The following is a 23,968-nucleotide window of genomic DNA, read 5'->3' as shown; positions in this document are numbered from 1 at the left end:
TACGCATGCGCACTATCATAGACAAAATATTCGCAAACTTATTATTAGTTGACAAACTATTCGCGCACTAACAATATAGTAAACGAGCAAAATGAATACAAAAAGGAAGAAGTGATGAGTGATAAATGGTTAGCGACATTAAAAACGAGTACGCCTGAAGATGGCTACCAACTTGCAATAAAAATGTCGAGGATGGGGGTTAAGTACACGCAACCGTCCGAAGAAGTGAGAGAAAAGATCCGACCTGTCTACGCTGACAACGCCGAGAACTTAATCGCCGCCTCTCAAGTTATTGCAATAAACTTTCAAACGGTTGCCGCTGCAAATAACTACTGGGCTTAATGCGTATGCGGTATTCAAAGTAGCAGGCAATAAAAAAACCCAGAGCTCGATATCGAAGTCTGGGGTTTATTTCTCTTCTAAACTCATTTCAATTTTCTTCTAAACTCATATAAGCGTCAAAACACCGATGACAGATATGAGTGAAAACAGAACGGTTCGGCTGATCACGCCAAAATGTGAATGTTGGATCATTTCTTGATGCTGCATTTTCCCACCCATTTAAATATTACAAGATGATTTCAATGTAATTACAATATCGTTATTTTGCAAATGTACTCATACCGATGAGACCCGCATGAGCAGACCTCTATTGCCAAAAAATCCTTATTGCTTATAGACTCACGCTAACTTATTAAAAATTATTAATCTTTTATGACAAGGAAGAAGAAATACACCTTCAAGGCAGATCTCCTTTCAAAATACCGAAAAATACAAACTTATCGTCAAGTAGCATACGACATCATCACGTCATCATTTAAAGTTTGACAAGCAATATGATAAGCATAATATATGGATATACATATATGCAATTTTAACTAATGAGTAGATGCCATACTGATGCATGTTGAGATGTCCCCAGACACCATCAAATTGTCATTTAGTTCGTCTAACGTTAAGCCTGCGTAGTAAAACGCAAATACGCGTCTGTTTTATCTAAAGAAGAGTGATTCACCATGGGAATTTTCGAGAGATTTTTAAGTGTTTGGGTTGGTCTAGGAATGATTCTGGGCATAGTGAGTGGGTACGTATTCCCAGAGCTTTTCTCGTATCTCGCCGCTATGCAGTATGCACAAATTAATTTGGTTATTGCTGTTCTCATTTGGCTAATGATCTACCCAATGATGATGCAAATCGATTTCACTTCAGTCAAAAGTGTTCATAAAAGACCAAAAGGGTTGTTGATCACCATTGTCATTAACTGGTTAATCAAACCTTTTACTATGGCGTTACTTGCCGTTGTTTTCATGCGCTATATCTTCGGGAACTGGATTGTTTCGGATTTAGCAGAACAATACATCGCAGGTATGATCTTGCTTGGCGTCGCCCCCTGCACAGCCATGGTTTTTGTTTGGAGCCAACTAACCAAGGGGGATGCGAATTACACCATTGTCCAAGTCGCGATTAACGACATCATTATGGTCGTCGCTTTCGCACCGATTACTGCTCTTCTTCTAGGCATGACAGACATAACGGTGCCTTGGGACACGCTTCTGCTTTCTGTTTCTCTCTTCGTCGTTGTGCCATTGGTCGCGGGTGTAGTGACCCGAAAAGTGCTCAAAAACCCAATCAAAGTGGATAAGCTTGGCAAAGCCATTAAACCTTTATCAATTTTAGGTTTAGTCGGCACCGTTATTTTGCTGTTTGGTTTCCAAGCGAACACCATTTTAAGTAATCCAGTAGACATCCTATTCATCTCTGTCCCTTTACTCATTCAAACGTATCTTATCTTTGCTCTTGCGTATTACTGGATGAAGAAGACGCGTCAGCCACACTGTGTTGCAGCGCCAGGTGCAATGATTGGAGCATCAAACTTTTTTGAGTTGGCCGTTGCCGTTGCCATCAGTTTGTTTGGCGTTCATTCGGGTGCAGCATTAGCCACTATCGTGGGTGTATTGGTCGAAGTGCCCGTTATGCTCTCTTTGGTTGCATTTGCGAACAGAACAAAAAATGACTTTGAGCCCGTGCACGAAAACTAAAGGCTGTTAGCTTTAGGCATTCAAAATGCGAATACTGAAATGAAGAATATAGAAACGATTTGGAGCGAATATCAGCAAGGGTTAAAAGCCTTTTTGCATTCCAGAGTACGTAACCCTGATGATGTCGATGATATCTTGCAGGATGTGCTGATTAAAACGCATGAGAATTTGGATAAAGTCCAAAACTGGGACAGCTTAAAGTCTTGGCTATTTCAAATTGCCAATAATGCCATTATGGATTTCTACCGCCGCTCAAAGCGCCAGTCAGCAGTAGAAGAAAAAGATCTTTGGTATGAACAATATACAGACCAAATGCAAAAAGAGTTCTCCAAGTGCTTGTTACCATTTATACAAAATTTACCCGAGCAAAGTGCCCAATTAATTTGGGCGGTAGACATTGAGCAAGAATCTCAAAAAGCGGTCGCTCTTTCGAAAAACCTCAGTTATTCCACATTAAAGTCACGAGTGTCGAAAGCACGCCAAGAACTCAGGAAACAATTTGAAGATTGCTGTCACCTCACATTGAACAAACAAGGGGGTCTAGTCGATTGTGATTCAAAATCAAAGGGTTGTAAGAGTTGCTAATTTAATTTTCTAAAAAAATCGTCTTTTTTTCGTCTTTTCTGAAACCTGTTCGTCTTAGATATACAAGTTTAGGGCCTCTCGACCCACCAATCAGAAAAGAGTCAACAATATGAAAATTATTAGCTTCACTATTTGCCCGTTTGTTCAACGTGTTACCGCGCTTTTAGAAGCGAAAAAATTACCTTATGAGATCGAATACATCAGCTTAAAAGACAAGCCTGACTGGTTCCTAGAGTTATCTCCTAATGGGCAAGTCCCTTTGCTGGTTACAGATTCAGGTCAAGCGCTGTTTGAGTCTGATGCGATAGCGGAGTACATCGACGATATCGCGGCACCACTTCAACCAAGATTAACACCAGAACAAAAAGCTATTAATCGTGCATGGAGCTACCAAGCAACGAAACACTACCTGACTCAATGCGGCACAATGAGAAGCAAAGACGAATCAACACTGCAAGAACGTGGTGCAAAACTCATTTCGGTGTTTGAAAAAGCCGAGAAGTTCCTATCTGCTGAGAAAGCATTATCTGATGGTGCATTCTTCAATGGCAAAGAGTTAAGTAACGTAGACATCGCATGGTTGCCCCTGTTGCACCGTGCCGACATTGTGAAACAACATACGCGCTTTGACTTTTTGAGTGGTCTGCCACGAGTACAAAAGTGGCAAAAAGCGCTTATGGAAACGGGGTTGGCAGAAAAGTCTGTCGCTGATGACTTCCTGAACAAGTTCACTCAGTTTTATCTCTCTGATGAAACAGAGTTAGGTAAAAAAGTATGCTGTAACCCAAATGAAGACTGTTGCGAAGACAAAGGAGCAGAATGTTGCACGCAAGACAGCGATTGCTGCCTAGCCCAACCCGCTTTCAGTATTAAGAAAGCAGAATGCACGTCTTCAACATCAAACTGCTGCTAGGAGCGTCACGCTGCTAGCCACCTATAAACGCTAATCTGAGTTCACATTCTCAACCTACTGGTGATGTTTCAAACACAACCTTGTCAGTAGGTTTTTATTTTTTAGCTCAATTTTTCCTATCTTCGAACACGAATTATTGGCGAACATCTACCCAATTATGTTTAAGTAAGTAGATAACTCACTGTTATAAATTTATTTTTGTATTGTCACTCTCATTGAAATATTCCGACTTCTACTCCCCAAAAATTTAGTCTCGTTCACAGTTCTCATTTTTAAAACAAACTTTCATTAACAATTTGTATACATTTTATTAACTCATCCGAGGTCTAACTTGTAGAGGAAAACGAAGTGAAAAGGATACTCACAATCGCTCTATTGCTCTCCGCTAGCGCATTCAGTTGGGCTGGTGCTAGCGCCGGAGGGGCAACCCAATCCGGTTATACACAAACTCACTACCCTATCGTCCTTGTACATGGCTTGTTTGGATTCGACAGACTAGCGGGGGTCGATTACTTCTTCGGCGTCCCTCAAGCGTTGACCAAAAGTGGCGCAAAGGTTTATGTCGCACAGGTTTCTGCAACCAACAGTTCAGAAGCACGAGGCGAACAACTCTTGTCGCAGGTAGAAGCTATTCTGGCCGTAACTGGCGCACAAAAAGTGAACTTGATCGGGCATAGCCACGGCAGCCCTACCTCACGTTATGTAGCCTCTGTTCGCCCCGATATGGTGGCTTCCGTCACCAGCGTCGGTGGCGTCAATAAGGGCTCGACTATAGCTGATATTGTCAGAGGAACAGTGCCACCAGGCTCTATTTCGGAAGCGCTGGCAGTGAAAATTACTAGAGGGCTTTCTGGTCTAATTAGTGCATTGTCTGGCGGAACATCGCTCCCACAAGATCCATTGGGTTCGTTGGCATCGCTTACCACAAAAGGCTCTTTAAAATTTAACAGGCATTACCCTGAAGGCGTACCCACTTCGCGCTGTGGCCAAGGTAAAAAACGCGCACGCAATGGTGTTTATTACTATTCATGGAGTGGTACTTCCACGGTAACCAATGTTTTGGATCCGTCTGATGCGGTTTTAGGTGTATTGGGGTTAGCGTTTAGTGAACCTAACGATGGGCTAGTCGGACGTTGCAGCAGCCGCTTGGGCTACGTTATCAGAGACAACTACAGAATGAACCACCTAGATGAAGTTAACGGTTTGCTGGGTATTCATCACCTCTTTGAAACCGATCCTGTTACTGTATATAGGCAACAAGCGAACAGATTGAAAAATCAAGGGCTGTAACTCGTACTCTTGATAAGAAGAAAGTAAACGCTAATGCAAAAAGGTACTTAATTATGAAAAAGATCGCCTTATTCATCGCAATAATAATCGCCTCGGGGAGTCTGGCGGCGGTCTTTTTTCTTTCTCAAGATATAGGAGAGGGTAACGATGCAGTAAACAAGAAATTTGGCTCACTTCAAGGTACTGAAGTTGATCAAGAATCATCCCGTAAAGTAATAGATTACTTCTTGGCGACAATGGGAGAACAGCCATTAGAAGAGATAAAACAAAGCAGTACTGAATTTTCAACGTTAGACCCAAGTACCCAAGTGAACAGCGATTCATTTGATCAATTTATTGCTTACAAAGAAGCCCTCAGCCAGTTGGAGCCTTTGGAATTTGAGCAACTGAATTACGATGCATTACTTGCGATTCACCAGCAGGTTTTAGAAGTTCAAAACAGCTTGTTTAGTGAAGAGGAACAACAAGATTACTTTGCCGACGAAAACCTCATTCGCGAAATAGCACTAGAGAAATTGAAACTGCGAAAACAAGCTTCAAGTGAAGCCGATTTCCAACGTCTATGGGAGCAATACCTTGCCAGCCAACCCGATTATATCCAACGAAGCGAAAAGAATGCTGCCTTGGTACAACGATTAAATACACTCGATGGCTATTCCGACCAAAAAAAGCACTTAGCGCGAGTTGAATTGGTTGGGGAAGAAGCCGCTGACCGATTAGCAAAGTTAGACTCTCAAAGAGCTCAGTTCGACAAAAGAATGAAGGATTATCTTGCCAAGCGCGACGCCATTAATAGCAAACCCAGCAACAAATCAGAAAAACAACAATCGATAGCCTCGCTTAGAAGCCAGACGTTCTCCGAAACAGAAATTCGACGTGTGGAAGCACTGGAAAGAATACACGACGATAAATAGCCCTTTCCTCTCTATTTAGCCTGCCCCTGACCAAGCATTGCATTACTTACACAGGTTAAACAACCGAATCGACCTCGCACCAAACCAACGCTCGGTATATAATCGCGGCGTGAGTAAATAATCAATATACCCAAGTGACCTCAAGATACTGGATTCAGAGCCTCATATTCTGTTTCAATTCAAGGAAAAGAACGCAGTGGAATGACAAGTCCTTTCCAAGTTCTTTAACGAGGAAGTGAGACAGAATATGGGCTCCCAAGGGCGAGTTTAACTGGATTTCATACTGCGTTACCGATTCTTGATTTAGAATGACTAGATCTTCATCTCGGTGCCTTGCCTGAAAGCCAGTTAATTCTCGCTGAACCAAGCATCTAGAGGTTACTTGGGTATAGCTCTTAGCATTTAACCGATAGCCTCGAGCGTACAAAATAAAGTCCTGAGCATACAAAATGAAGTCACCCTGTGTCGCAGCCTGCAAAAATAACGCTGGAATTTGCAGCGGCTGTTTAAGAACAATCGATGAAATTATTGGTTGGAAAGATAAATCGGAACAACAACGATCGGATGTGACGGATAAGCTGTCTGGTCAACAAACCACACACGAGTGTGCTCAGTGTGGCAGCTCTACATTTTGTGAAATCAGTGCTGGTGGTTCACACTGTTGGTGTTTCGATATAGAGAAAAGAGACACCAGTGGGTTAACAAAAACAGGCACTTGCCTATGTAGAAAGTGCCTGTCTGAATTACCGATTGAATAGACTTCAGTTCGCGATAAAATTATGACTAGAAAGATGTTCTATAGTTCATAGCTGATACTATTTAGGCCGGTCTTCTGGGTTAAGTGAGTACCACGCTTCTAACAAAGACTCACCATAGACGATCTCAGTTTGCATGTGGTATGCCAAGACACTCAAAATTACGACGGCAAATACCACGTTAAACCAGAATGTTACACGCTTTCGTGTTTGTTCTTCATACACGGCTAATTGTAAACCTACGAGCACAAATGGGTAACCGAACAATAACGCTAGAAACCACCCTAAGTAACTCGAAATCGCCATCTGGTCCATCATAATAACCTCCTTGTTTTTCAATGGATGCGTTAGCAATGCTTATACCCAGCGCCTCAAGACGCTTGGGTACACATACGCAACAAGGATACTATTTTGGTAAAACCTAATTAAGACTCAATAGACCAAAATTAATTGAAACTTAATGTGTTTTTCGCCACTTCACCTTCATCCCAGTGTTTTTCTGCTTCTACTTCTCGCCACCAATGCGGCGTGGTCGGTACGTTATCTAGCGCAATCTCTTGTCCGAATTTTGGTGTTAGAAGCGTCACATCATTTTGCGTTGCCAAGTCTAATACACGTTCAAACGGTTCGTACCAATCATGGAGTGACAGATCAAAGGTGCCATTGTGGATGGGCATCATATAGTGACCTTTCAAATCTAGGTGAGCTTGCATGCTCCCTTCTGGCATCATATGGATATCGCTCCAAAGTTCGTTATACGCACCCGTTTCAACCATGGTGACATCAAACGGTCCGTACTTTTCACCGATCTGTTTAAAGCCGTTGAAGTAGCCACTGTCTCCACTAAAGAATAGATTGCGTGTTTCACTTTGAATCACCCAACTCGCCCACAGTGTTTTATCGCGGTCAAACAACCCTCTTCCTGAAAAGTGTTGTGATGGCGTTGCCACAAATTTAATGCCTTCAACGGTGTATTCATCCCACCAGTCCATTTCAATCACTTTATCTGGGTTAACTCCCCATTCAATCATTCTCTGACCCACTTTTAGAGGAGCCAGAAAACGCTTTACCTTACTGTCTAACAGTTTGATCGCGTCTTTGTCTAAGTGATCGTAATGGTCATGGCTTATCACAACCACTTCAATTTCAGGTAAGTCTTCACCACTAATAGGGCTTTCGTGGAAGCGCTTAGGACCCGCCCATTGCACTGGTGATGCGCGTTCGCTTAACACTGGGTCGGTTAAAATCAACTTGCCATTTAACCTCATCAAAATTGTCGAGTGACCCAACCTGTACATAGCATCATGCGATGCACTGAGCTGTTCTGGTGTGACTGGTAATACAGGAATTGCTGTAGTTGGCATAGGCGTAATTCGATTCGCTTTTACGTACGCTTTGGTGATTTGCCAAATGTTCGAAGAATCTGTTTCATAGCGAGTATCCGTATTTACAAATTTTCCATCTTCATTACTCGACGACATGATTGTAATGCCAGCAGTTGCCATAACTATTACCCCTATAACTAATAAGATTCTACGTTTCATATTGGATTACCAAACACAAACAATAAAAGTAAACTACACGGTGCAGTTTACTAACGAGGATTTAAAAAGTAAACTGATCAGTGTAAAATAATTTCAATTCCCACTTTCGTACGACATAAGCATGATCGAGAACAAAAGGCATGGCTGAAAAAAAGAAGACTCGCAGTGAGATAAAACGGGCAGCGATACTAGAAGCCGCCACAAGCGCATTCAAAGAATTTGGTGTTCAAGCCACCAGTATGGACAAACTCGCCCAGATTGCTGGAGTATCGAAACGCACTGTCTATAACCACTTTGCATCTAAAGAAGCATTGGTGATGCATTTGGTGTCGGATCTTTGGCAAAGAGCCATGGTCGACATCGAAGTCCAATACCAATCAGATAAGCCTTTGAAAGAGCAATTGGTCGAGCTGCTCAATATGGAATTAGAATTCATCGGATCACGAGAATATTTAGATTTGGCTCGTGTTGCCTTTGGGCATCTATTCTACAACTCTGAAGAACTACAAAAAGAAATCGAAAAGATTTCAGCTCAGGAAACAGCCATTCATCGCTGGATAAAATCCGCCGTTGAAGACGAGCGTCTTAAGCCTCTGGATGTCGAATTCGCTAATAGCCAGCTTCATAGCCTCATTAAAGGAAGTGGGTTTTGGCCTCAATTGATGGGCATGAAAAGCGAACTGTCTGAGGAAGAAATACAAATCATTGCGGAAGAGTCTGCTGAAATGTTTGTTTGTCGCTATCAGATATAGAAATAAGACAAGGTACCCAAAGTAACAAAGCCATCAATATCACAGGAAATTTCAGCCTTATGTGTCACACTTAAGTTAGCCCTTACACAAGCATGGAGCGACTATGGGTGACACATTCTTGCTGCACTGCCCACACTTTTGTGGCTTACCTCAACCAACACAATCTAAGATTTATGCCCTAGCCCAGCACCGACGTCTCGCAACCGCTGAGCGTTTGCTAACTTATGGTGAGCGCTGGTTATCTGTAATTTGGGTTAAAAATGGAACATTGCGCTTATTCAACCACGATGAAAGCAAAAATGAACATAACATCGCTTTTTTTTCTGATGATGACTTCTTATGGCCCGTTACCGAATCACTGCGTAATCAACCGTCACCATTCAATATGGAAACCATGACGCCAACCGAACTATGGGTTTGGTCTTATGCCGATTTTAGAAAACAATTTGGCTGTGAAGATGAATGGCAAGCCTTTTATTTGCCGTGGGTAGAAGCGTTCCAGTGCGCTAAGTCACGTGGAACTAAGTCACATGGTGCAAGCCGCTAAACTAGCTCAACACTTTATACCCAAGTGACCTCAAGATGCGGGATTCAGAGCCTCATATTCTGTTTCAATTCAAGGAAAAGAACGCAGTGGAATGACGAGTCCTTTCCAAGTTCTTTGACGATGAAGTGGGACAGAATATGGGCTCCCAAGGGCGAGTTTAATTGGCTTTCATACTGCGTTACCGATTTTTGATTTAGAACGACTAGATCTTCATATCGGTGCCTTGCCTGAAAGCCAGTTACCTATTATTTGGTAGAGAAGTCGCTGAACAAGCATCTTGAGGTTACTTGGGTATAGTAGGCTTTACTATGGCTTTCGAGTCATCATCAAAAAGCACGTTGGGGTGCCCTTTCTTGGCTAATTTCCATCCCAACATTTTAGTAATGCAGCGAACCAAAATTCTCTTCTCTCCCTTCATTCCCACAAGCTCAGATGAAGGATCGCCCAATGCACTTTTAATATTTACACCGCCCAATATCGGTCCGGCTTTTTGATTTATGTTCTCGTTGTCGTCTACGAATGTTTCAAGAATACCGATAAACGGAATGGTTTCTGGTTTGAGTGTATTACCCATCATTGTGTTACAGCAGGTGGTATACCATCGATATAAGCCTTTGCGCGATAAACGCAAGCAAGCGACATGTTCCTGACCGGATTCCAATTCAAAATGGTTTAAAGGTACTTGAATTAAATTGACACCGCCTGTCGAGGTCAATTCTTCTTCTCTATCCATCTCTAACGCAAATTGCCGACAATCCGCACAATAGCAAATCAAGCGGTTACCTAGCTTTGGGGTAATATGATTAATTTTCCCTGTCACTTTGCCACATTGACACGACAGTTTTAATGCTTCCATTGGTTGCCCTTACTAACTTCCTAACTTACTAACGGTTATCTACCATTTTCAAGATAGTCAATATATCCCCAAGTTGCGGAAAATTCTGAGGTTTGGATTCTAGATCCTAAAAATGGGACGACTTGAGAGCATCAAAAATATGTTCATCGCTTTTTTTCTCATAATGCTTCAGAGGAGCGATAAAAAAGAACCGTTTGCGGCAAAGCAAACGGCTCTTGGAATCAGTAGAAAATGACTCTACTAGACAGCTCTAACAGATAACTTTAATAGATAAGTTTAATAAAGAGTACTCAGCATTTCTTCTGAATACTCCTTCAACGTTTCCCCACTTTCCACACGCTCCACATAATCTGGGTTAGCAATGAATGGGCGACCAATCGCTACTAGATCAAATTTCCCAGCTTTAATAGCAGCACTGCCCGATTCCGCGCTGTAGCTACCATTTCCTACCAACGTTTTGCCGTAGTGCTTTCTTAAATATGCCGTTGGCGTCCCGTCCAAATAATCAAACTCTGTGCTGTCGTCAAAAATCCCAATATGCAGGTAGGCAATATCACGCTTGTCTAGCTCTGCAAGGAAGTAATCGAACACAGCGCGATCTCGTGGATCACTATCGATATTAAAATATGCCGCGGGAGAAACGCGCAGTGCCGTTCTGTCTTCACCAATTCGGGCTGAAATTGCATCCAGCACAGCCAGTGGGAAACGCGCCATGTTTTCAGCGTTACCGCCAAACTCATCTTCTCGCGTGTTGCTAGAATAGTGTAAGAATTGATCGATCAGATAGCCATTTGCGCCATGAATCTCCACGCCATCAAAGCCAGCATCAATCGCATTGGAAGCGGCTTGAGCAAAATCCTCTACAAGCTGGCTGATCTCATCTTTACTGGCTGGTTTAGGAACAACATACGAAAGCTCGCGCATTCTAGGCACTGTGCCTTCTACAGCTTTGGCTGAAGGGGCGAGAACATGCTCACCACCCCAAAAATACGGATGCGCGACTCTGCCAGTGTGCCAAAGCTGAACGAAAATTTTGCCACCCTTAGCATGAACCGCATCGGTCACTTTGCGCCAACCCTGAATTTGCTCTGGCGTGTAAATTCCAGGTGTATTCGGGTAGCCCTGACCATCTGGTCGAATAATCGTTGCTTCTGAAATAATCAAACCCGACTTTGCACGCCTTGCGTAGTATTCCACCATGGCGTCAGTTGGAACTAATTCTTCGTCTGCCATACAACGAGTTAGCGGTGCCATCAAGATATGGTTTTGTAAGGTAATCGTGCTATTTAGTTGAAACGATTCGAATAATTTCTCGGTCATTGTTCTGTCCTTTCTTGAATACGCGTTCAAGTTAGCCTTTCTTGAACATTCATTCAAGTACTTTCTTGAACAATTGTTCAAGTATTTTTTTGAATGATTGTTCAAAGTCAATTAGAATGCGCCTATTACGTTTTTAATGAGAACTAAGATGCGCAGTGCAGAATTCGATCGTGAGGAAGTATTACGATCGGCAATGGAAGTCTTTATTTCTAAGGGCTACGCCAAAACCAGTATGCAAGACTTAAAAAGTGCCACGGGGCTGCATCCGGGGTCTATTTATTGCGCATTTACTAACAAGCGTGGATTGCTGCTGGCCGCACTGGATCAATACGGTGTAGAGAGCCAAACATCTTTTGAAACACACTTTGAAGGGCAAAGCTCGACACTAAACGCGTTGAAAGGATATTTGGCTTCGGTCGTTGATGAATGTGAACGCGAAGAAATCAAAGATTGCTTACTACAAAAATCGCTCAGCGAACTTTCTCAGCAAGATGAAGAAGTAGAAAACGTTATCTCAGGTTTAATGGGCAAATGGCGATACGCTATTAAGTTGAAACTCGAACAGGCTCAAAAGCAGGGTGAAATTGCTGATGAAAGAGACTGCAACGAAATAGCGGAGTTTTTGGTGATGGGCATTTACGGCATTCGTACCTTTTCCCACACGAATCCACCAAAAGGTACCTTGACTCGTTTAGCCGACCAACTGTTTGACTATGTTCGGAAAGAGTCATCGTAAAAGTCACGATGCAAAAAATGCGGCTTCATGAGCCGCATTTTTTTCTGTTGAGAATATTTTAGCCTGTTAAGAATCTTTTAGGGTCTGTTGAACTTTCGCGGTTAAATTTTGTTCGACTTCTATGCATTTTAATCGCGGCGCAAGGTGTGTAGCCTAGTCATTCTAAGCAAATACCTTGCAACAAAGAGTAAAGTGCATAGAAGCGAACCCTTCGGGCAGCATTTGTGGCCTATTTCTACTGCGTTATCGCTTATTGATGTAGAGCGACTACACCGAATAAGCTCTGCCTTGTATAAATAACCCACAAATTGCTGCAAAAATCATCTCGAAAGATCAACAGACCCTAGTCTTTTAAATTCAGGTCATTAAGCGGTAACCAATCCACTTCGACCCCGGCTTCTTCAAACATACCTTGGCTGACTTGAATTTTGTCGCCCCAACGCGAAAGAAAATCTTCCGTTTGTTCCGGGCAATGTACGGCTTTAATGCCCGTTTGAATGATCTTGGCGGCGCAGTTAGGGCAAGGAAAATGTGTCACCCAAATTTCACAATTGTCCAAATCTCGTTTTGCAAATAGGATTGCGTTTTCTTCGGCGTGAAGTGTTTTCAAATACTTCATGTCGCGCTCATCTGTTCCTGCACTGTCTGAAATACCATGTGGGTAACCATTAAAGCCAACTGAAACAATTCGGTTATGCTTTGTTATCACAGCGCCGACTTGCGTTGACGGATCTTTACTCCAAGACCCCACCAGCTCCGCCATTTGGAAAAAACGCTGCGCCCATTTAGAAATCATTCCACTCCCTCACTTCAATAAATATGAATATATTCAAGTAATATAGCATCTTGCCAACACTTGGCTACTGCCTAACCTTGCTATATCGCTGATGTGGGGTAAATTTAACCGCGAAAGCTCAGTAAACCCTAGTGAATTTGAGCGCCCTTTGAAGCCCAATCGCCAATCAAGGTACGTTCTTCATCCGTCATTTGAGTCAAGTTGCCTATCGGCATCACTTGTGTCGTAACAGTTTGCGCCACAATACGGTCAACATTATTTTGGATCTCTGTGGGCGTATCCAATATCACCCCTGCGGGTGCCGTTTGAAACGCCACGTGTGTCGGGTTAGCCGAGTGACACACCGTACAGCGCTCGCGAATCACGGAATGTACCTTGGTGAACATTGTCTCTTTTACTTTCACGGAATTAACGGCCGATTGCTCTGCCGTAGCGGGCTGCTCTATCGAAACAGATTGCGTAGAAACTGGCTTGCTTACTGGCGATGTTACAAACGCTAACGTGATCATCCCAACTGCCGCAGCAGGCAGAGTCCACGCAAACTTTTGGCTTCCATGGCGAGTGTTGAAGTAGTGACGAACCAAAATACTGAATGCCGCAAGTCCTGCTAAAATCAGCCAATTCCAGCTAGAACCATACGTACTAGGAAAATGATTGCTGATCATGATGAACAGCACTGGCAGCGTGAGGTAGTTATTGTGACGAGATCGAAGCAGCCCTTTTGCAGGTAAGCTGGGATCGGGAGTTTCACCTTTCTCTATAGCGCTTACTAAGTTACGTTGCGCTGGCATGATGATTCGAAATACGTTGCCCACCATGATGGTGCCTATAATCGCCCCAACATGAATGTAGGCACCGCGTCCGCTGAACACCTGCGTTAATCCGTAAGCTGATGCCACCAGCAAAACGAAGATGATGATACCGAGCAACAACGGTTTTTGCCCCAAGGGTGAATCACACAAAACGTCGTAAACAAACCAACCAGCCACAAGTGCGCCCACACCGATGCCAATGGCTTGCATGGAACTGAGCCCAGAGCCGGGGGCTGTCAAATAAATTTCGGCGTTTAGGTAGTACACAATCGCGAGGAGAAGTACGCCCGTTATCCACGTAAAATACGCTTCCCATTTAAACCAATGCAGCTTTTCCGGCATTTGCGGAGGCGCTAATTTGTATTTTTCTAGATGATAAATCCCGCCGCCATGGATAGCCCATAAATCGCCAGCTAACCCCGTTTTGGGGTTGATTCTGTTGAGGTTGTTTTCAAGCCAAACAAAATAGAAAGAAGCACCAATCCATGCGATGCCTACAATCATGTGAACCCAGCGAATCACTAAGTTCAGCCACTCTGTTACATGTGGGTCCATCTCACACTCCTTTGTGGTCAGTAGTCATTTAGTCGCGAGTTACTTCGGTAATATTCCGGAAGAAAGCGATAACGTTCGAATGTTGGATTCAGGGAAAAAGTACTCATCGCAGTTATCCCCTTCCCCACTTCGGTCGACCACCAAAAATTGATCATCTGAATTCAGTGCTAAGACTGGGTGATGCCATATACCTTTATGATAGTTCACCCCTTGTTTGCCATTACTGATAAAAGCTCTGATGGCTGTTGGATCGGGTTTCTCAGCGAAAGGGGCGACCACGATTAAAAACGGGTGCCCAAGCAAAGGCATAAACGCTTGCGATCCAAGAGGGTGCCGTTCTAGCATTCTGATCTGCAAAGGGTAATCCAGTGGGGTGGCTTCAAAAATACTGATAATGGTATTTCCACCCAAGGTTTCTGTGTCTGCCTTTGCTAACTGATGAAATCGCTTAGTAGAGCCATTATTGATAAAGAAAAAATCTCGATTATCCGCTTCAATCACATCACCAAAAGGGGCAAAGGCTTCTTTTGAAAGTACCTCGATTTTGAGTTCATTCGCTGCTTTTGTTGTGCTCAACATATCAATCACTTTCAACTACATGAGACAAGCCAGCCGAGCTTTGCCCCGTTGAAAGCTGGCATGATGTTCCCACTTTTGTCCCAATCACCCTCAACCTGCTCACCCCTCCATCCGGAAAAATATTGAGGCGAATATGCGTGACGGGTCCAATTGGGTTAACCTGCGACTCAAACTCGTGAATGGCATCTGCACTGAGTTTTTGTGAAGGTAACAACTCGCGCCAAAAAAGGCTTTGCGTTTCGATTTGCTCGTCAGTTCCTCCTTTAACAAAGGCCGCCTGAATAGAGCACGTATCGGGGTAGTTACCTTTGAAGTGCGCGGTATCCACGACAATTTTTTCAACATTTCCCGCATGACCTAACGCCACAATCACCCAATCATTGCCTGGCGTTCTTCGTCTGGCGGTTTCCCAACCGTCTCCCATATTTTCGCCACGACCAGGACCCAATAAATTGCTTTTATTACCGTAATGCTCATCGCTGCAAGATAGCGCTCTGGCTCCATAAGCAACCGAAGCCAAATCAATGCTTTGTAGTACGTCTATCTGGTTCCAGTCCACCGCAGGCAAACCGTACACTCTGAGACGTGCGATGCCACCATCTGGGAAAATATTCAAACGGACGTGGGTAAAGTTACTGCCAGCTTCGATAGGAAACAGATGTTGCTGATCACCTTGTAGCCCAACAGAAGTCAGAATCTCAGCCCAATAGGTGTGCTCGTCTGGATCGCCGCTCGGGCAATAGCATGCCTCAATGGACGCAGAAGGTGGATAATTTCCCGTAAAGAAACGCGTATCAATGTCTACCGCTGAAATCTCGCCCGCCATTGCAAGCCGGATCACGCAGTAATCGTGCCCTTCTTCTCTTTTTCGACGGCTCTCCCAGCCATCCATCCACTTTCCGTTGTCGTCGTACAGCCCTTCTTTCCAAACAGGCTCTTGTCGCTGGATTAGCCGGCTCTTATCTGCGAAAAAATCATCGGTGGCGTAAATTGCTTTCGCCCCTAACTTCTCATCCGCTAAGTTGACAAAATTACTGGTATTTAAGGGCATATCCCTATCCCTCCTTTAGTGAGCGTTACATCTCTAATAATCTGAATAGCGCTATTTTGTTGATTTCATTCAATGCTGTTGAAAACTCAGTCTCCACAGCGTTGTCTAGTCGATGCTCAAACGCATCTAAAATCTGAAAGCGGTTTGCTCCTTTAACCGCCATGATGAAAGGAAATTCAAATTTCTCTTTGTATCGTTGATTGAAGTCGTTAAACATTTCAAATTCTTCGGCAGTACATTGGTCGATACCTGCCCCAGCTTGTTCTGATGTAGAGGCTTGCGTCAGTTCACCATTGATTGCCGCTTTGCCTGCCAAATCTGGGTGAGCCAAAATTAGTGTTAGCTGAAAGGCTTTATCAGCCCTTAATAGAACCGCTGCCATTTTCTTATGTAAGCTTTCTACGTGATCATCTGCAGAGGTAATGCCCTGCATATAGGTTTCCTCTGCCACCCAAGGGCTATGTTCATAAATATCGGCAAAAGCATGTATAAAACCGTCTTTTGAAAGCAAAGAAGGTTTACAGGTTTTAAAAAGCGCCATGGAACGTCCTGTTATTTATGCGATTCCACAAAAGGATGCTGTTGATGCCAATGCTTGGCGATATCGACTCGCCGGCAAAGCCAAACATCCGAGTGTTGCTGAACGTACTCAAGAAAACGCTTCAGCGAAGCAATGCGTCCGGGTTTGCCAATAAGGCGGCAATGCAGCCCCACCGACATCATTTTGGGGGCGGTTTCCCCTTCCTCATACAAGGTATCGAACGTGTCCTTCAAATATTGGAAGAACTGCTCACCGCTATTGAATCCTTGTGGGGTAGCAAACCGCATGTCGTTGACATCTAACGTGTACGGAATCACCAATTGTGGCTTTTCCCCTTCGGTATGCCAGTAAGGCAAATCGTCGTCGTAGGCATCGGAGTCGTATAAGAACCCACCTTCTTCTGCCACCAACCTTCGCGTATTTGGGCTTGTTCGCCCCGTATACCACCCCTGTGGTCTTTCGCCTGTTAAGTTTTTAATGATCGATATGGCTTTGAGCATATCTGCTTGTTCTAACTCAGGTGCCATATTTTGATAATCGATCCAACGATAGCCATGGCTGCACACTTCATGCCCTGCATCTACAAACGCTCTTGCAATATCGGGGTGCCGCTCCAGCGCCATCGCAACCGCAAATACCGTGAGTGGGATCTGGTGCTGCTCAAACAACCTTAATACACGCCAAACCCCAGCACGACTTCCGTATTCGTAAATGGATTCCATACTGATGTGGCGTTGCCCTTCGATGGGTTGCGCAGCAGGGATTTCTGAAAGAAACGCTTCCGATTCACCATCCCCATGCAGCACACAACGTTCGCCCCCTTCTTCATAATTGAGGACAAAGGACAAAGCCAGTTTCGCCCCGTTGGGCCATTTCGGATCGGGAGGGCACGCACCATAGCCAATCAAATCCCTTGGGTAAGTATCATCATTCACTGGCGATTCGCCTCCTACCACTTTTCTCGATTTCTATATCATCGCTATATAATTGTATACAATTCACTGATAAAAAAGTAAAGAGTACATTTCTTCAACACTTATTTTGAGAATAGCAGCTATATTTGAAGAGGTTAGATGGATTTATCTGCAATTTTGAGCTTTCTCAATCTGCGTGAGTTCACGAAATGACAAAATCTTCGCTGAAGATTGGCACCAATTCGCCTTTAATAGGCGCTACATTGTGTACAAAAAGGAAATTGGAGATGGGTAAATTAACAACGCATATTCTGGACACCACACACGGGACGCCAGCAAAACATGTTCAGATAGATCTATACCGCAGAATTGGAAATGGGTCTGAGTTAATCAAATCTGTCCAAACCAATGGTGATGGAAGAACCGACTTACCCATGTTAGATGGAGAAGCCTTTCAAAGCGGAAAATACGAATTGGTGTTTCAAGTCGCTCAGTATTATCAAGATCAAGGTATCGATCTTGGTGATACCCCTTTTTTAGATGATGTGGTCATTCGGTTTGGGTTAAACGACGAAGACAGCCACTACCACGTACCGCTATTGGTGTCGCCTTTTGGCTACTCTACGTATCGCGGTAGTTAAATGTTCTCGGTAATGTTTTTTAGGATTACGATGAACGTATTCCACACCCTTTGATCACCATTTGGGCGATAAACGCAGCCGCCTGCTCGAAGTCTTGTTCCTCTAATTCAGGCTTGTCCATCACAGTACAGATCTGCCAACTGAAATCGGCATAAGTTTGGGTGGACGCCCACAACATGAACATCAAGTGTTGAGGCGATACGTCATCCATTAGCCCGTTTTCGCTCCAAGAAGAAAACTTATCAACTATATCTCGCGATTGTTGCAATAACTTCTCAGAGACTTCTTTTGGCAACATTCTTCCACCACTCATCACTTCATTTGCAAACACTTTAGAAGCGTTCGGGTGATTCCGTGAAATACTGAGCTTGGTATAAATGTATTGCGTGAGCGCTTCAACTGGATCATCCAGCTCTTCTAACGGCTTAGACGCTTCCAACAAAGGCTTGGTGATGGTATTCAGTACGGCGTCGTACAGCTTTTCTTTATTACTAAAATAGTAAAACACGTTCGCTTTTGGCACCTCTGCCGCTTTCGCAATATCGATAATTTTAGTGGCTTCATACCCTTTTTGAGCAAAACAAGCTCCCGCTACCGAGATAATAAGATCGTGATTTTTTTTACGAATTCTAGACATGAAAAAGCTAAGCAAAAAAAAAGTAAGTGCTTGATTGTACCACAGCAATTTGGCCACAAATAAGCGAATCACTGCCCAATTCACGGTCGCGTAACCGCAAAGTTGCGGTAATTTTGTGCAAAAACGCTTTGCTTCCTAATTAAAAATGCCATATAAAAAATACATTATTGTATACAATCAATAAAACATTAGGGAGTTTGTCATGGAAAGGAATTCGCAACCGAAGCTCACCGTCACGGGTGATTTAACAAAATCAGGGTATCAGGAGATATTTTCTAAAGAGGCTTTGGACTTGTTAGAAAACCTTGCCACTCAGTTTGAAACCCGACGCAAGCAACTGCTGGATGAGCGAGCTCAAAAACAAACCCTATTTGATGAAGGCCAACTCCCAGGGTATCGCGACGATACTCGCCAAATCAGGGAAGATAAAAGCTGGCGAGTAGCACCCATTCCCCCTTCCCTTCAAGACAGACGTGTTGAAATTACGGGGCCTATTGACCGAAAAATGGTGATCAACGCGCTGAATTCTGGGGCAAAGGTATTCATGTGCTGCTTTGAAGATGCTTCGTCCCCCACTTGGGACAACATGGTTCAGGGGCAAATCAATTTGAGAGACGCCAACAATGGCAGTATTGCGTTTGAAGATCTTCGTAAAAATAAACATTACACATTAAATAGCGATCCCGCGTTGCTTATCGCCAGACCACGAGGCATTCATTTACCAGAGGGAAACATTCAGCTCAATGGTGAACCCATTGGTGGGTGCTTAATGGACTTTGCCTTGTACTGTTTCCATAACCTTGAATCGCGACGCGCAAATGGTGAAGGCGTTTACTATTACATTCCTAAACTTGAAAGCATGGAAGAAGCGCAGTGGTGGGATGATGTATTCAGCGAAACCGAACAGTATTTAGGGGTGCCAACGGGCACCATTAAAGCAACGATTCTTGTGGAGACATTGCCTGCGGTTTTCCAAATGGATGAAATCCTCTACGCCATGCGTGACCATATTGTGGCAATGAACTGCGGAAGATGGGATTACATCTTCAGCTACATTAAAACCTTAAAAAATCACCAAGACCGTATTTTACCCGACAGGCACAGCGTGGGCATGGATAAACCGTTTCTTGAAGCTTACAGCAAGCAGCTTATACACACTTGCCACCAACGCGGTGCACTAGCCATGGGAGGAATGTCGGCATTTATCCCAAGTAAAGACCCAGCTGAAATGGAGCAAGTAGCGAGCAAAGTTATCGCAGATAAATCCCGTGAAGCCCAAAACGGGCACGATGGTACTTGGGTCGCCCACCCCGCTTTAGTGGACATCGCCCTCAATGTGTTTAACGAACATTTAAAAGGGGCGACGAACCAGCTCGATTTTATGCCTGACGTTAGCCATATTAGCGAAGCGACACTACTTGAACCTTGTGAAGGTCCTAGAAACGAAGAAGGGGTGCGTAAAAACATTCGCATTGCGCTGTACTACATGGAAGCGTGGATCCGTGGTGAAGGCTGCGTACCCATTTACGGTTTAATGGAAGATGCCGCGACAGCAGAAATCTCCCGTGCCAGTATTTGGCAGTGGATTCATCATGGTATTACGCTTGATGATGGCAGTGCATTTACCGCCGCCATTTTCAAATATTGGCTACGGCAAGAACTTGCGACTATCGAAAGTGAAATTGGCAGCGACACATACCAGCAACGCCGCTTTCCAGAAACCGCAGAGCTCTTTTATGGGCTCTCGACTGACAAGCAGTTTGCTACATTCTTAACCTTACCGAGCTACCATTTGCTGTAACCTATGCCATGCAACAGTGCTGTGACACTCACAGCACCGTCTTGCTCGTTGCCCTATCCGAATACACTGTTCACCTATACCCAAGTGACCTCCAGATACAGGGTTCTGGGATGACTTGGGTATAACACCCTAAGCCAATTTGGGTATACAATAAAAAATACAAAGAGTTGTTACACTCCGATAGGACATCATGGCGAGTTTGAAAAACAGCAATTCCGATCCAATTAAAACCAAAGTACCCGGCCTGACTCAGGACGACGTGGTATACGGTCATATTTTTGATGCCATCCTAGAGCAACGATTGCCCCCTTCCACCAAATTAAGCGAAGAAGCGCTAGCCGACATTTTTGGCGTCAGCCGCACCATCATACGCCGAGCACTTCATCGATTATCGATAGAACAAGTCGTGGACATTCGCCCTAACCGTGGTGCTATGGTAGCCGCGCCAAGTAAAGAAGAAGCCAAGCAAATCATAAAAGCGCGAGAAGTATTGGAAATCGCCATTACTGAATTAGCGGTAGACAATGCAACCAAAGCGCAAATTGAAGAATGCCGAGCGCTGGTTGAGCAAGAAAACGAAGCGTTTAAAAATGGGGATTACGGTCGAGGTTTACGCCTTTCTGGCGAGTTTCACATCAAGCTGGCGGAAATGGCAGACAACTCCCCCATGCTGGCGTTTCAACGAAGCTTGGTTTCGCAGTCGTCACTGCTGATTGCTCAATTCGAGAGCAATAACCATTCTAATTGCTCTCAAGACGAACACATGTGCCTGTTGGATGCCATAGAAAGCCAAAACCAAAAACAAGCACTGAAGTTAATGAAAGAACACCTTCACCACATTCGCTCGAAGCTGAACTTAGACGGGCAAGTAAAATCGAACGATTTGCATGTGGTTTTTTCAGACGTGATTAAGAAGAAATAACCCAATCCTTACTGGGTGGCTTGCGTTTCTTTTTGTATTTCCTGCTTCAACCGTTTAATACGTGTTTCTTTGTAGCCAAAAATGCCTAACATCACGACGGTGACACCCACACACATGTTCAGTTGAAGTGGCGAATACACATGAAAGTTTGTCGCCAAAAAATACAACATCATCGCCATCAACAGAACCTGAATAACCCAACGAGGCTTATCATTAAAATCAAACTGCTGGGTCTCGGGTACGTACTTCACTTGCACTCTTCCAACTAAGAAGCCCAGATTGATCAGCACACTCTCTTTGTCTAGAGGTTTAAAGTCGATATGGTTTAGCGCCAGATATTTTTCAAGACCTTTCAGATCCATTCTGTTGTTCCTTTTGATACTTCTAACTGAATTAAGACCGAGCCGATGATAACAGAATAGGATTCAAGGGCAGACTATTGAAGTTAAGATATGTTGGGTTTGATGTTACTAAGTGTGATTTGGGGTCTGTTGATGTAAGAGGTGCATCGTATAAATCATAGCCAACCGCCGCTTACCTTAGATCAAATCCTTGGCAGAGCATACAATTCACATTCTTTCCTACTTGAGGCTTTGTAATGGCATCACCTTCTAAATGGTTAGCTAGTTTAATTACAGGGGTTTGGTTGTCGCCATTTCTTTACATTGCTCAAGGTTTCCTTGGTGGATTTGGATGGGAATTTTCGGCATTAGCCATACCCTTATTACTAATAAGCCAGCTCTACCTCTTCTACACGTGTATTTTGAAGCGTCAACTATTTGCTAGACATTGGATATCGATTACTGCAGCGCTCGCAGCATGGCTCATTGTTGGATTGTTCATAGCCATAATTTCAAGTGTGAACTTAATGGTTGGCTTCGAACAACTTGGTCTCATTTCATCAACCACACTAGTTGGTTGCCTGATAGCCTACGTTTTATCCATCTTCTTACCAACTCCACTGGAAAAGCACCTAGGTGACTACAACATCTATTTTGTCATCATAAGCATCATTTTACCCATTATGACCATGGTAACCGCTTCAGCAATGTGGTTAACATCGGAAACAAAGTTTATCTAAGAGGAGCATCATGAGGTATCTATTAGCAACAACGCACAAATTCCCACGATTTTACAGAGCTGATGGCACTGTAGTCGAAATCGAACTCAAATATGTAGACTACAAAACATTCCATGAAATTGACGAGTTTGGTCAACTTACTTACAGAACAATTGGAGGCTCTCCTCCATGCGTAGATAAAGAATGGATGGTTGAATCAATTGAAGAATCACTTCAAGTTCTGAAAAACTCAGATGTATTTCCATTTAAAAATAAAGATGCGGCAAAGAAAAATGCTCTTCGTCTGGGACTCGAAACATTCAAGTACATACCAGTACCTTAATCAATATATGAGCCATTACATAATTGTGCGAAAAACATCCTGTTATAGCATTAATTTGCCAACAAACTTCATAAGTCGTTACAGAACTCGTGATTTAACCCTTTACATCTGATGCCAAGCGTAGAACACTGCCCTTCGAAGTTAATAGTACCCGATACAGTAGAGTCAGTAAGAGATTATGAGTAACACGGCACCGAAAAAGTCGAACCCCCTATTCGAGATCCTCTTTAACGTTATCATTCCTTCCTTCATTTTGATGAAGTTTAGTGGCGATGAGCACCTAGGAACAGCCATGGCGCTTGTCGTCGCGTTAATGTTCCCCATCGTTTACGGTGGTATGGATCTTATCCGCAACAAGAAGTTCAACTTCATATCGGCACTTGGCTTTGTCAGTATTTTGTTGACGGGCGGTATTGGCTTATTAGAGCTCGATACGCGCTGGTTAGCGTTTAAAGAAGCCTTGATTCCGGGCTTGATTGGCTTAGGCGTTTTGGGCTCCACCTTTACGCGTTACCCATTCATGCAGAAGATGATTCTAAACGACAGCTTGTTTAACCTTTCTTTGATTCATGAGCGTTTAAAAGAGAAAGGCAAGTCAGAAGCATTCGAGCGCTGCTTGGTATCGTCGAATTACCTGTTCGCCAGCACCTTTGCCTTTTCTTCCGCCATGAACTATTTCCTAGCGACTTGGATTGTGACAAGCCCAGCTGGCACCGCGGAATTTAATGAAGAGTTGGGTAAGCTCACTCTATACAGCTACCCTGCCATTGCAGTGCCAAGCATGCTGATGATGTTTGGTATTTTCTACTATGTATGGCGCCAAATCCGTGCAATGACCGATTTGGAAACCGAGCAGATTTTTCACGCGAAGTGATGTTGGAAATCTAAACGGTTAAATTCGGTTAGTTAAATGAGATAAATTGAAATCGCCCTCAACGTTGTTGATGGCGATTTTTTTGGTTTCGTGGAATACAGGAAGCTAAATTGGTTTTGTCGAGTAGACGACACTTGTTACCAAGTGCCGCCCCTCTAAGAACCGTACGTGCAACTTTCACTGCATACGGC

General features: G+C 43.7%; 27 protein-coding genes and 2 pseudogenes. 16 read left to right on the top strand and 13 right to left on the bottom strand.

Annotated features, from left to right (window positions below; genetic code table 11):
• Positions 1–114: 114 nt before the first annotated feature.
• From Q8W40_RS15340 to Q8W40_RS15310, 7 genes are all read left to right on the top strand, one after another.
• Positions 115–342 carry a hexameric tyrosine-coordinated heme protein gene (locus Q8W40_RS15340; RefSeq protein ID WP_104399491.1) on the top strand — a complete coding sequence of 76 codons (228 nt, stop codon included), beginning with the start codon at positions 115–117 and terminating at the stop codon, positions 340–342.
• A 674-nt stretch (positions 343–1,016) separates the two neighbouring features.
• Positions 1,017–2,039: an ACR3 family arsenite efflux transporter gene (arsB, locus tag Q8W40_RS15335; RefSeq protein WP_305398418.1), complete on the top strand. Its 1,023-nt coding sequence runs from the start codon at positions 1,017–1,019 to the stop codon at positions 2,037–2,039.
• A gap of 39 nt (positions 2,040–2,078) precedes the next feature.
• A complete protein-coding gene (gene sigZ, locus Q8W40_RS15330; RefSeq protein ID WP_305398416.1) occupies positions 2,079–2,624 on the top strand; it encodes an RNA polymerase sigma factor SigZ in 546 nt (181 codons plus the stop codon).
• A 109-nt stretch (positions 2,625–2,733) separates the two neighbouring features.
• Positions 2,734–3,537, top strand: coding sequence for a glutathione S-transferase family protein (locus Q8W40_RS15325; protein WP_305398414.1), 804 nt, complete (start codon positions 2,734–2,736; stop codon positions 3,535–3,537).
• Positions 3,538–3,885: 348 nt separating this feature from the next.
• The gene (locus tag Q8W40_RS15320) at positions 3,886–4,827 is read left to right on the top strand and encodes a lipase family alpha/beta hydrolase (RefSeq protein ID WP_305398413.1); all 942 of its coding nucleotides are present in this window, start codon (positions 3,886–3,888) and stop codon (positions 4,825–4,827) included.
• A 53-nt stretch (positions 4,828–4,880) separates the two neighbouring features.
• The gene (locus Q8W40_RS15315) at positions 4,881–5,741 is read left to right on the top strand and encodes a lipase secretion chaperone (protein WP_305398412.1); all 861 of its coding nucleotides are present in this window, start codon (positions 4,881–4,883) and stop codon (positions 5,739–5,741) included.
• Between the two features lie 449 nt (positions 5,742–6,190).
• A complete protein-coding gene (locus Q8W40_RS15310; protein ID WP_305398410.1) occupies positions 6,191–6,499 on the top strand; it encodes a DUF1289 domain-containing protein in 309 nt (102 codons plus the stop codon).
• Positions 6,500–6,556: 57 nt separating this feature from the next.
• Here the strand turns inward: Q8W40_RS15310 and Q8W40_RS15305 are convergent, their stop codons facing one another.
• On the bottom strand, positions 6,557–6,814 hold the full coding sequence (locus Q8W40_RS15305) for a hypothetical protein (RefSeq protein ID WP_237322268.1): 258 nt from the start codon (positions 6,812–6,814) through the stop codon (positions 6,557–6,559).
• Between the two features lie 128 nt (positions 6,815–6,942).
• Positions 6,943–8,040: an MBL fold metallo-hydrolase gene (locus tag Q8W40_RS15300; RefSeq protein ID WP_305398407.1), complete on the bottom strand. Its 1,098-nt coding sequence runs from the start codon at positions 8,038–8,040 to the stop codon at positions 6,943–6,945.
• Between the two features lie 140 nt (positions 8,041–8,180).
• Here Q8W40_RS15300 and Q8W40_RS15295 point away from each other — a divergent pair, with 140 nt between their 5' ends.
• On the top strand, positions 8,181–8,792 hold the full coding sequence (locus Q8W40_RS15295; protein WP_305398405.1) for a TetR/AcrR family transcriptional regulator: 612 nt from the start codon (positions 8,181–8,183) through the stop codon (positions 8,790–8,792).
• A 103-nt stretch (positions 8,793–8,895) separates the two neighbouring features.
• Entirely contained in the window at positions 8,896–9,339 is a 444-nt protein-coding gene (locus Q8W40_RS15290) for a Crp/Fnr family transcriptional regulator (protein WP_305398403.1), read from the top strand.
• 283 nt (positions 9,340–9,622) lie between these two features.
• Here Q8W40_RS15290 and Q8W40_RS15285 read toward each other — a convergent pair whose 3' ends face one another.
• Together Q8W40_RS15285 and Q8W40_RS15280 are read right to left on the bottom strand one after the other, a co-directional pair.
• A complete protein-coding gene (locus tag Q8W40_RS15285; protein ID WP_305398402.1) occupies positions 9,623–10,195 on the bottom strand; it encodes a DUF6151 family protein in 573 nt (190 codons plus the stop codon).
• A gap of 276 nt (positions 10,196–10,471) precedes the next feature.
• A complete protein-coding gene (locus tag Q8W40_RS15280) occupies positions 10,472–11,515 on the bottom strand; it encodes an alkene reductase (RefSeq protein WP_305398401.1) in 1,044 nt (347 codons plus the stop codon).
• Positions 11,516–11,663: 148 nt separating this feature from the next.
• Here Q8W40_RS15280 and Q8W40_RS15275 point away from each other — a divergent pair, with 148 nt between their 5' ends.
• Positions 11,664–12,251, top strand: a complete 588-nt coding sequence (locus tag Q8W40_RS15275; RefSeq protein ID WP_305398400.1) for a TetR/AcrR family transcriptional regulator — start codon at positions 11,664–11,666, stop codon at positions 12,249–12,251.
• A gap of 343 nt (positions 12,252–12,594) precedes the next feature.
• On the opposite strand, the gene Q8W40_RS15270 is transcribed toward Q8W40_RS15275, so the two are convergent.
• The 7 genes and pseudogenes from Q8W40_RS15270 to puuE form a co-directional block, all read right to left on the bottom strand.
• Positions 12,595–13,047, bottom strand: a complete 453-nt coding sequence (locus Q8W40_RS15270) for a dCMP deaminase family protein (RefSeq protein ID WP_101109980.1) — start codon at positions 13,045–13,047, stop codon at positions 12,595–12,597.
• Between the two features lie 128 nt (positions 13,048–13,175).
• A pseudogene (locus Q8W40_RS28115) lies at positions 13,176–13,412 on the bottom strand (urate hydroxylase PuuD); the annotation flags it as partial.
• A gap of 89 nt (positions 13,413–13,501) precedes the next feature.
• Positions 13,502–14,414, bottom strand: a pseudogene (locus Q8W40_RS15265) (urate hydroxylase PuuD); the annotation flags it as partial.
• Between the two features lie 39 nt (positions 14,415–14,453).
• Entirely contained in the window at positions 14,454–14,993 is a 540-nt protein-coding gene (locus Q8W40_RS15260) for an ureidoglycolate lyase (RefSeq protein WP_305398397.1), read from the bottom strand.
• A 1-nt stretch (position 14,994) separates the two neighbouring features.
• Positions 14,995–16,044, bottom strand: coding sequence for an allantoicase (gene alc, locus Q8W40_RS15255; protein ID WP_305398395.1), 1,050 nt, complete (start codon positions 16,042–16,044; stop codon positions 14,995–14,997).
• 25 nt (positions 16,045–16,069) lie between these two features.
• Positions 16,070–16,585, bottom strand: coding sequence for a 2-oxo-4-hydroxy-4-carboxy-5-ureidoimidazoline decarboxylase (gene uraD, locus Q8W40_RS15250; RefSeq protein ID WP_305398393.1), 516 nt, complete (start codon positions 16,583–16,585; stop codon positions 16,070–16,072).
• A gap of 11 nt (positions 16,586–16,596) precedes the next feature.
• Positions 16,597–17,520 carry an allantoinase PuuE gene (puuE, locus tag Q8W40_RS15245; protein ID WP_305398390.1) on the bottom strand — a complete coding sequence of 308 codons (924 nt, stop codon included), beginning with the start codon at positions 17,518–17,520 and terminating at the stop codon, positions 16,597–16,599.
• Between the two features lie 266 nt (positions 17,521–17,786).
• Here puuE and uraH point away from each other — a divergent pair, with 266 nt between their 5' ends.
• On the top strand, positions 17,787–18,140 hold the full coding sequence (gene uraH / locus Q8W40_RS15240; protein WP_305398388.1) for a hydroxyisourate hydrolase: 354 nt from the start codon (positions 17,787–17,789) through the stop codon (positions 18,138–18,140).
• A 25-nt stretch (positions 18,141–18,165) separates the two neighbouring features.
• Here uraH and Q8W40_RS15235 read toward each other — a convergent pair whose 3' ends face one another.
• Positions 18,166–18,777 (bottom strand): TetR/AcrR family transcriptional regulator, encoded by a 612-nt coding sequence (locus tag Q8W40_RS15235; protein ID WP_305398386.1) that lies wholly within the window; start codon positions 18,775–18,777, stop codon positions 18,166–18,168.
• Between the two features lie 187 nt (positions 18,778–18,964).
• Here Q8W40_RS15235 and aceB point away from each other — a divergent pair, with 187 nt between their 5' ends.
• Both aceB and Q8W40_RS15225 read left to right on the top strand, forming a co-directional pair.
• Positions 18,965–20,578, top strand: a complete 1,614-nt coding sequence (gene aceB / locus Q8W40_RS15230; protein WP_370693394.1) for a malate synthase A — start codon at positions 18,965–18,967, stop codon at positions 20,576–20,578.
• A 190-nt stretch (positions 20,579–20,768) separates the two neighbouring features.
• Positions 20,769–21,500, top strand: a complete 732-nt coding sequence (locus tag Q8W40_RS15225; RefSeq protein ID WP_305398382.1) for a GntR family transcriptional regulator — start codon at positions 20,769–20,771, stop codon at positions 21,498–21,500.
• An 8-nt stretch (positions 21,501–21,508) separates the two neighbouring features.
• Here the strand turns inward: Q8W40_RS15225 and Q8W40_RS15220 are convergent, their stop codons facing one another.
• Complete coding sequence (locus tag Q8W40_RS15220) at positions 21,509–21,862, bottom strand: hypothetical protein (protein ID WP_101109990.1); 354 nt, start codon at positions 21,860–21,862, stop codon at positions 21,509–21,511.
• 236 nt (positions 21,863–22,098) lie between these two features.
• On the opposite strand from Q8W40_RS15220, the gene Q8W40_RS15215 reads away from it, so the two are divergent.
• From Q8W40_RS15215 to Q8W40_RS15205, 3 genes are all read left to right on the top strand, one after another.
• Complete coding sequence (locus tag Q8W40_RS15215) at positions 22,099–22,581, top strand: hypothetical protein (RefSeq protein WP_305398379.1); 483 nt, start codon at positions 22,099–22,101, stop codon at positions 22,579–22,581.
• 10 nt (positions 22,582–22,591) lie between these two features.
• Positions 22,592–22,903 (top strand): hypothetical protein, encoded by a 312-nt coding sequence (locus tag Q8W40_RS15210; RefSeq protein WP_305398377.1) that lies wholly within the window; start codon positions 22,592–22,594, stop codon positions 22,901–22,903.
• 178 nt (positions 22,904–23,081) lie between these two features.
• On the top strand, positions 23,082–23,777 hold the full coding sequence (locus Q8W40_RS15205) for a VC0807 family protein (protein ID WP_101109991.1): 696 nt from the start codon (positions 23,082–23,084) through the stop codon (positions 23,775–23,777).
• The last annotated feature ends 191 nt before the right edge of the window (positions 23,778–23,968 follow it).

This window comes from Vibrio penaeicida, assembly GCF_030689305.1.
GTDB classification, from domain to species: Bacteria; Pseudomonadota; Gammaproteobacteria; order Enterobacterales; family Vibrionaceae; genus Vibrio; species Vibrio penaeicida_B.
This window is presented reverse-complemented; position numbering and strand designations above follow the sequence as displayed.

Bases quoted from the DNA above. Each gene is read 5' to 3' on its own strand.
- Q8W40_RS15225 (WP_305398382.1), top strand. From the start codon at position 20,769: ATGGCGAGTTTGAAAAACAGCAATTCCGATCCAATTAAAACCAAAGTA.
- uraH (WP_305398388.1), top strand. From the start codon at position 17,787: ATGGGTAAATTAACAACGCATATTCTGGACACCACACACGGGACGCCA.
- Q8W40_RS15205 (WP_101109991.1), top strand. From the start codon at position 23,082: ATGAGTAACACGGCACCGAAAAAGTCGAACCCCCTATTCGAGATCCTC.
- Q8W40_RS15210 (WP_305398377.1), top strand. From the start codon at position 22,592: ATGAGGTATCTATTAGCAACAACGCACAAATTCCCACGATTTTACAGA.
- Q8W40_RS15300 (WP_305398407.1), bottom strand. From the start codon at position 8,040: ATGAAACGTAGAATCTTATTAGTTATAGGGGTAATAGTTATGGCAACT.
- Q8W40_RS15285 (WP_305398402.1), bottom strand. From the start codon at position 10,195: ATGGAAGCATTAAAACTGTCGTGTCAATGTGGCAAAGTGACAGGGAAA.
- Q8W40_RS15305 (WP_237322268.1), bottom strand. From the start codon at position 6,814: ATGATGGACCAGATGGCGATTTCGAGTTACTTAGGGTGGTTTCTAGCG.
- Q8W40_RS15215 (WP_305398379.1), top strand. From the start codon at position 22,099: ATGGCATCACCTTCTAAATGGTTAGCTAGTTTAATTACAGGGGTTTGG.
- Q8W40_RS15290 (WP_305398403.1), top strand. From the start codon at position 8,896: ATGGGTGACACATTCTTGCTGCACTGCCCACACTTTTGTGGCTTACCT.
- Q8W40_RS15275 (WP_305398400.1), top strand. From the start codon at position 11,664: ATGCGCAGTGCAGAATTCGATCGTGAGGAAGTATTACGATCGGCAATG.
- arsB (WP_305398418.1), top strand. From the start codon at position 1,017: ATGGGAATTTTCGAGAGATTTTTAAGTGTTTGGGTTGGTCTAGGAATG.
- sigZ (WP_305398416.1), top strand. From the start codon at position 2,079: ATGAAGAATATAGAAACGATTTGGAGCGAATATCAGCAAGGGTTAAAA.
- alc (WP_305398395.1), bottom strand. From the start codon at position 16,044: ATGCCCTTAAATACCAGTAATTTTGTCAACTTAGCGGATGAGAAGTTA.
- Q8W40_RS15325 (WP_305398414.1), top strand. From the start codon at position 2,734: ATGAAAATTATTAGCTTCACTATTTGCCCGTTTGTTCAACGTGTTACC.
- Q8W40_RS15270 (WP_101109980.1), bottom strand. From the start codon at position 13,047: ATGATTTCTAAATGGGCGCAGCGTTTTTTCCAAATGGCGGAGCTGGTG.
- Q8W40_RS15295 (WP_305398405.1), top strand. From the start codon at position 8,181: ATGGCTGAAAAAAAGAAGACTCGCAGTGAGATAAAACGGGCAGCGATA.
- Q8W40_RS15235 (WP_305398386.1), bottom strand. From the start codon at position 18,777: ATGTCTAGAATTCGTAAAAAAAATCACGATCTTATTATCTCGGTAGCG.
- Q8W40_RS15310 (WP_305398410.1), top strand. From the start codon at position 6,191: ATGAAGTCACCCTGTGTCGCAGCCTGCAAAAATAACGCTGGAATTTGC.
- Q8W40_RS15220 (WP_101109990.1), bottom strand. From the start codon at position 21,862: ATGGATCTGAAAGGTCTTGAAAAATATCTGGCGCTAAACCATATCGAC.
- Q8W40_RS15340 (WP_104399491.1), top strand. From the start codon at position 115: ATGAGTGATAAATGGTTAGCGACATTAAAAACGAGTACGCCTGAAGAT.
- Q8W40_RS15315 (WP_305398412.1), top strand. From the start codon at position 4,881: ATGAAAAAGATCGCCTTATTCATCGCAATAATAATCGCCTCGGGGAGT.
- Q8W40_RS15260 (WP_305398397.1), bottom strand. From the start codon at position 14,993: ATGTTGAGCACAACAAAAGCAGCGAATGAACTCAAAATCGAGGTACTT.
- uraD (WP_305398393.1), bottom strand. From the start codon at position 16,585: ATGGCGCTTTTTAAAACCTGTAAACCTTCTTTGCTTTCAAAAGACGGT.
- Q8W40_RS15280 (WP_305398401.1), bottom strand. From the start codon at position 11,515: ATGACCGAGAAATTATTCGAATCGTTTCAACTAAATAGCACGATTACC.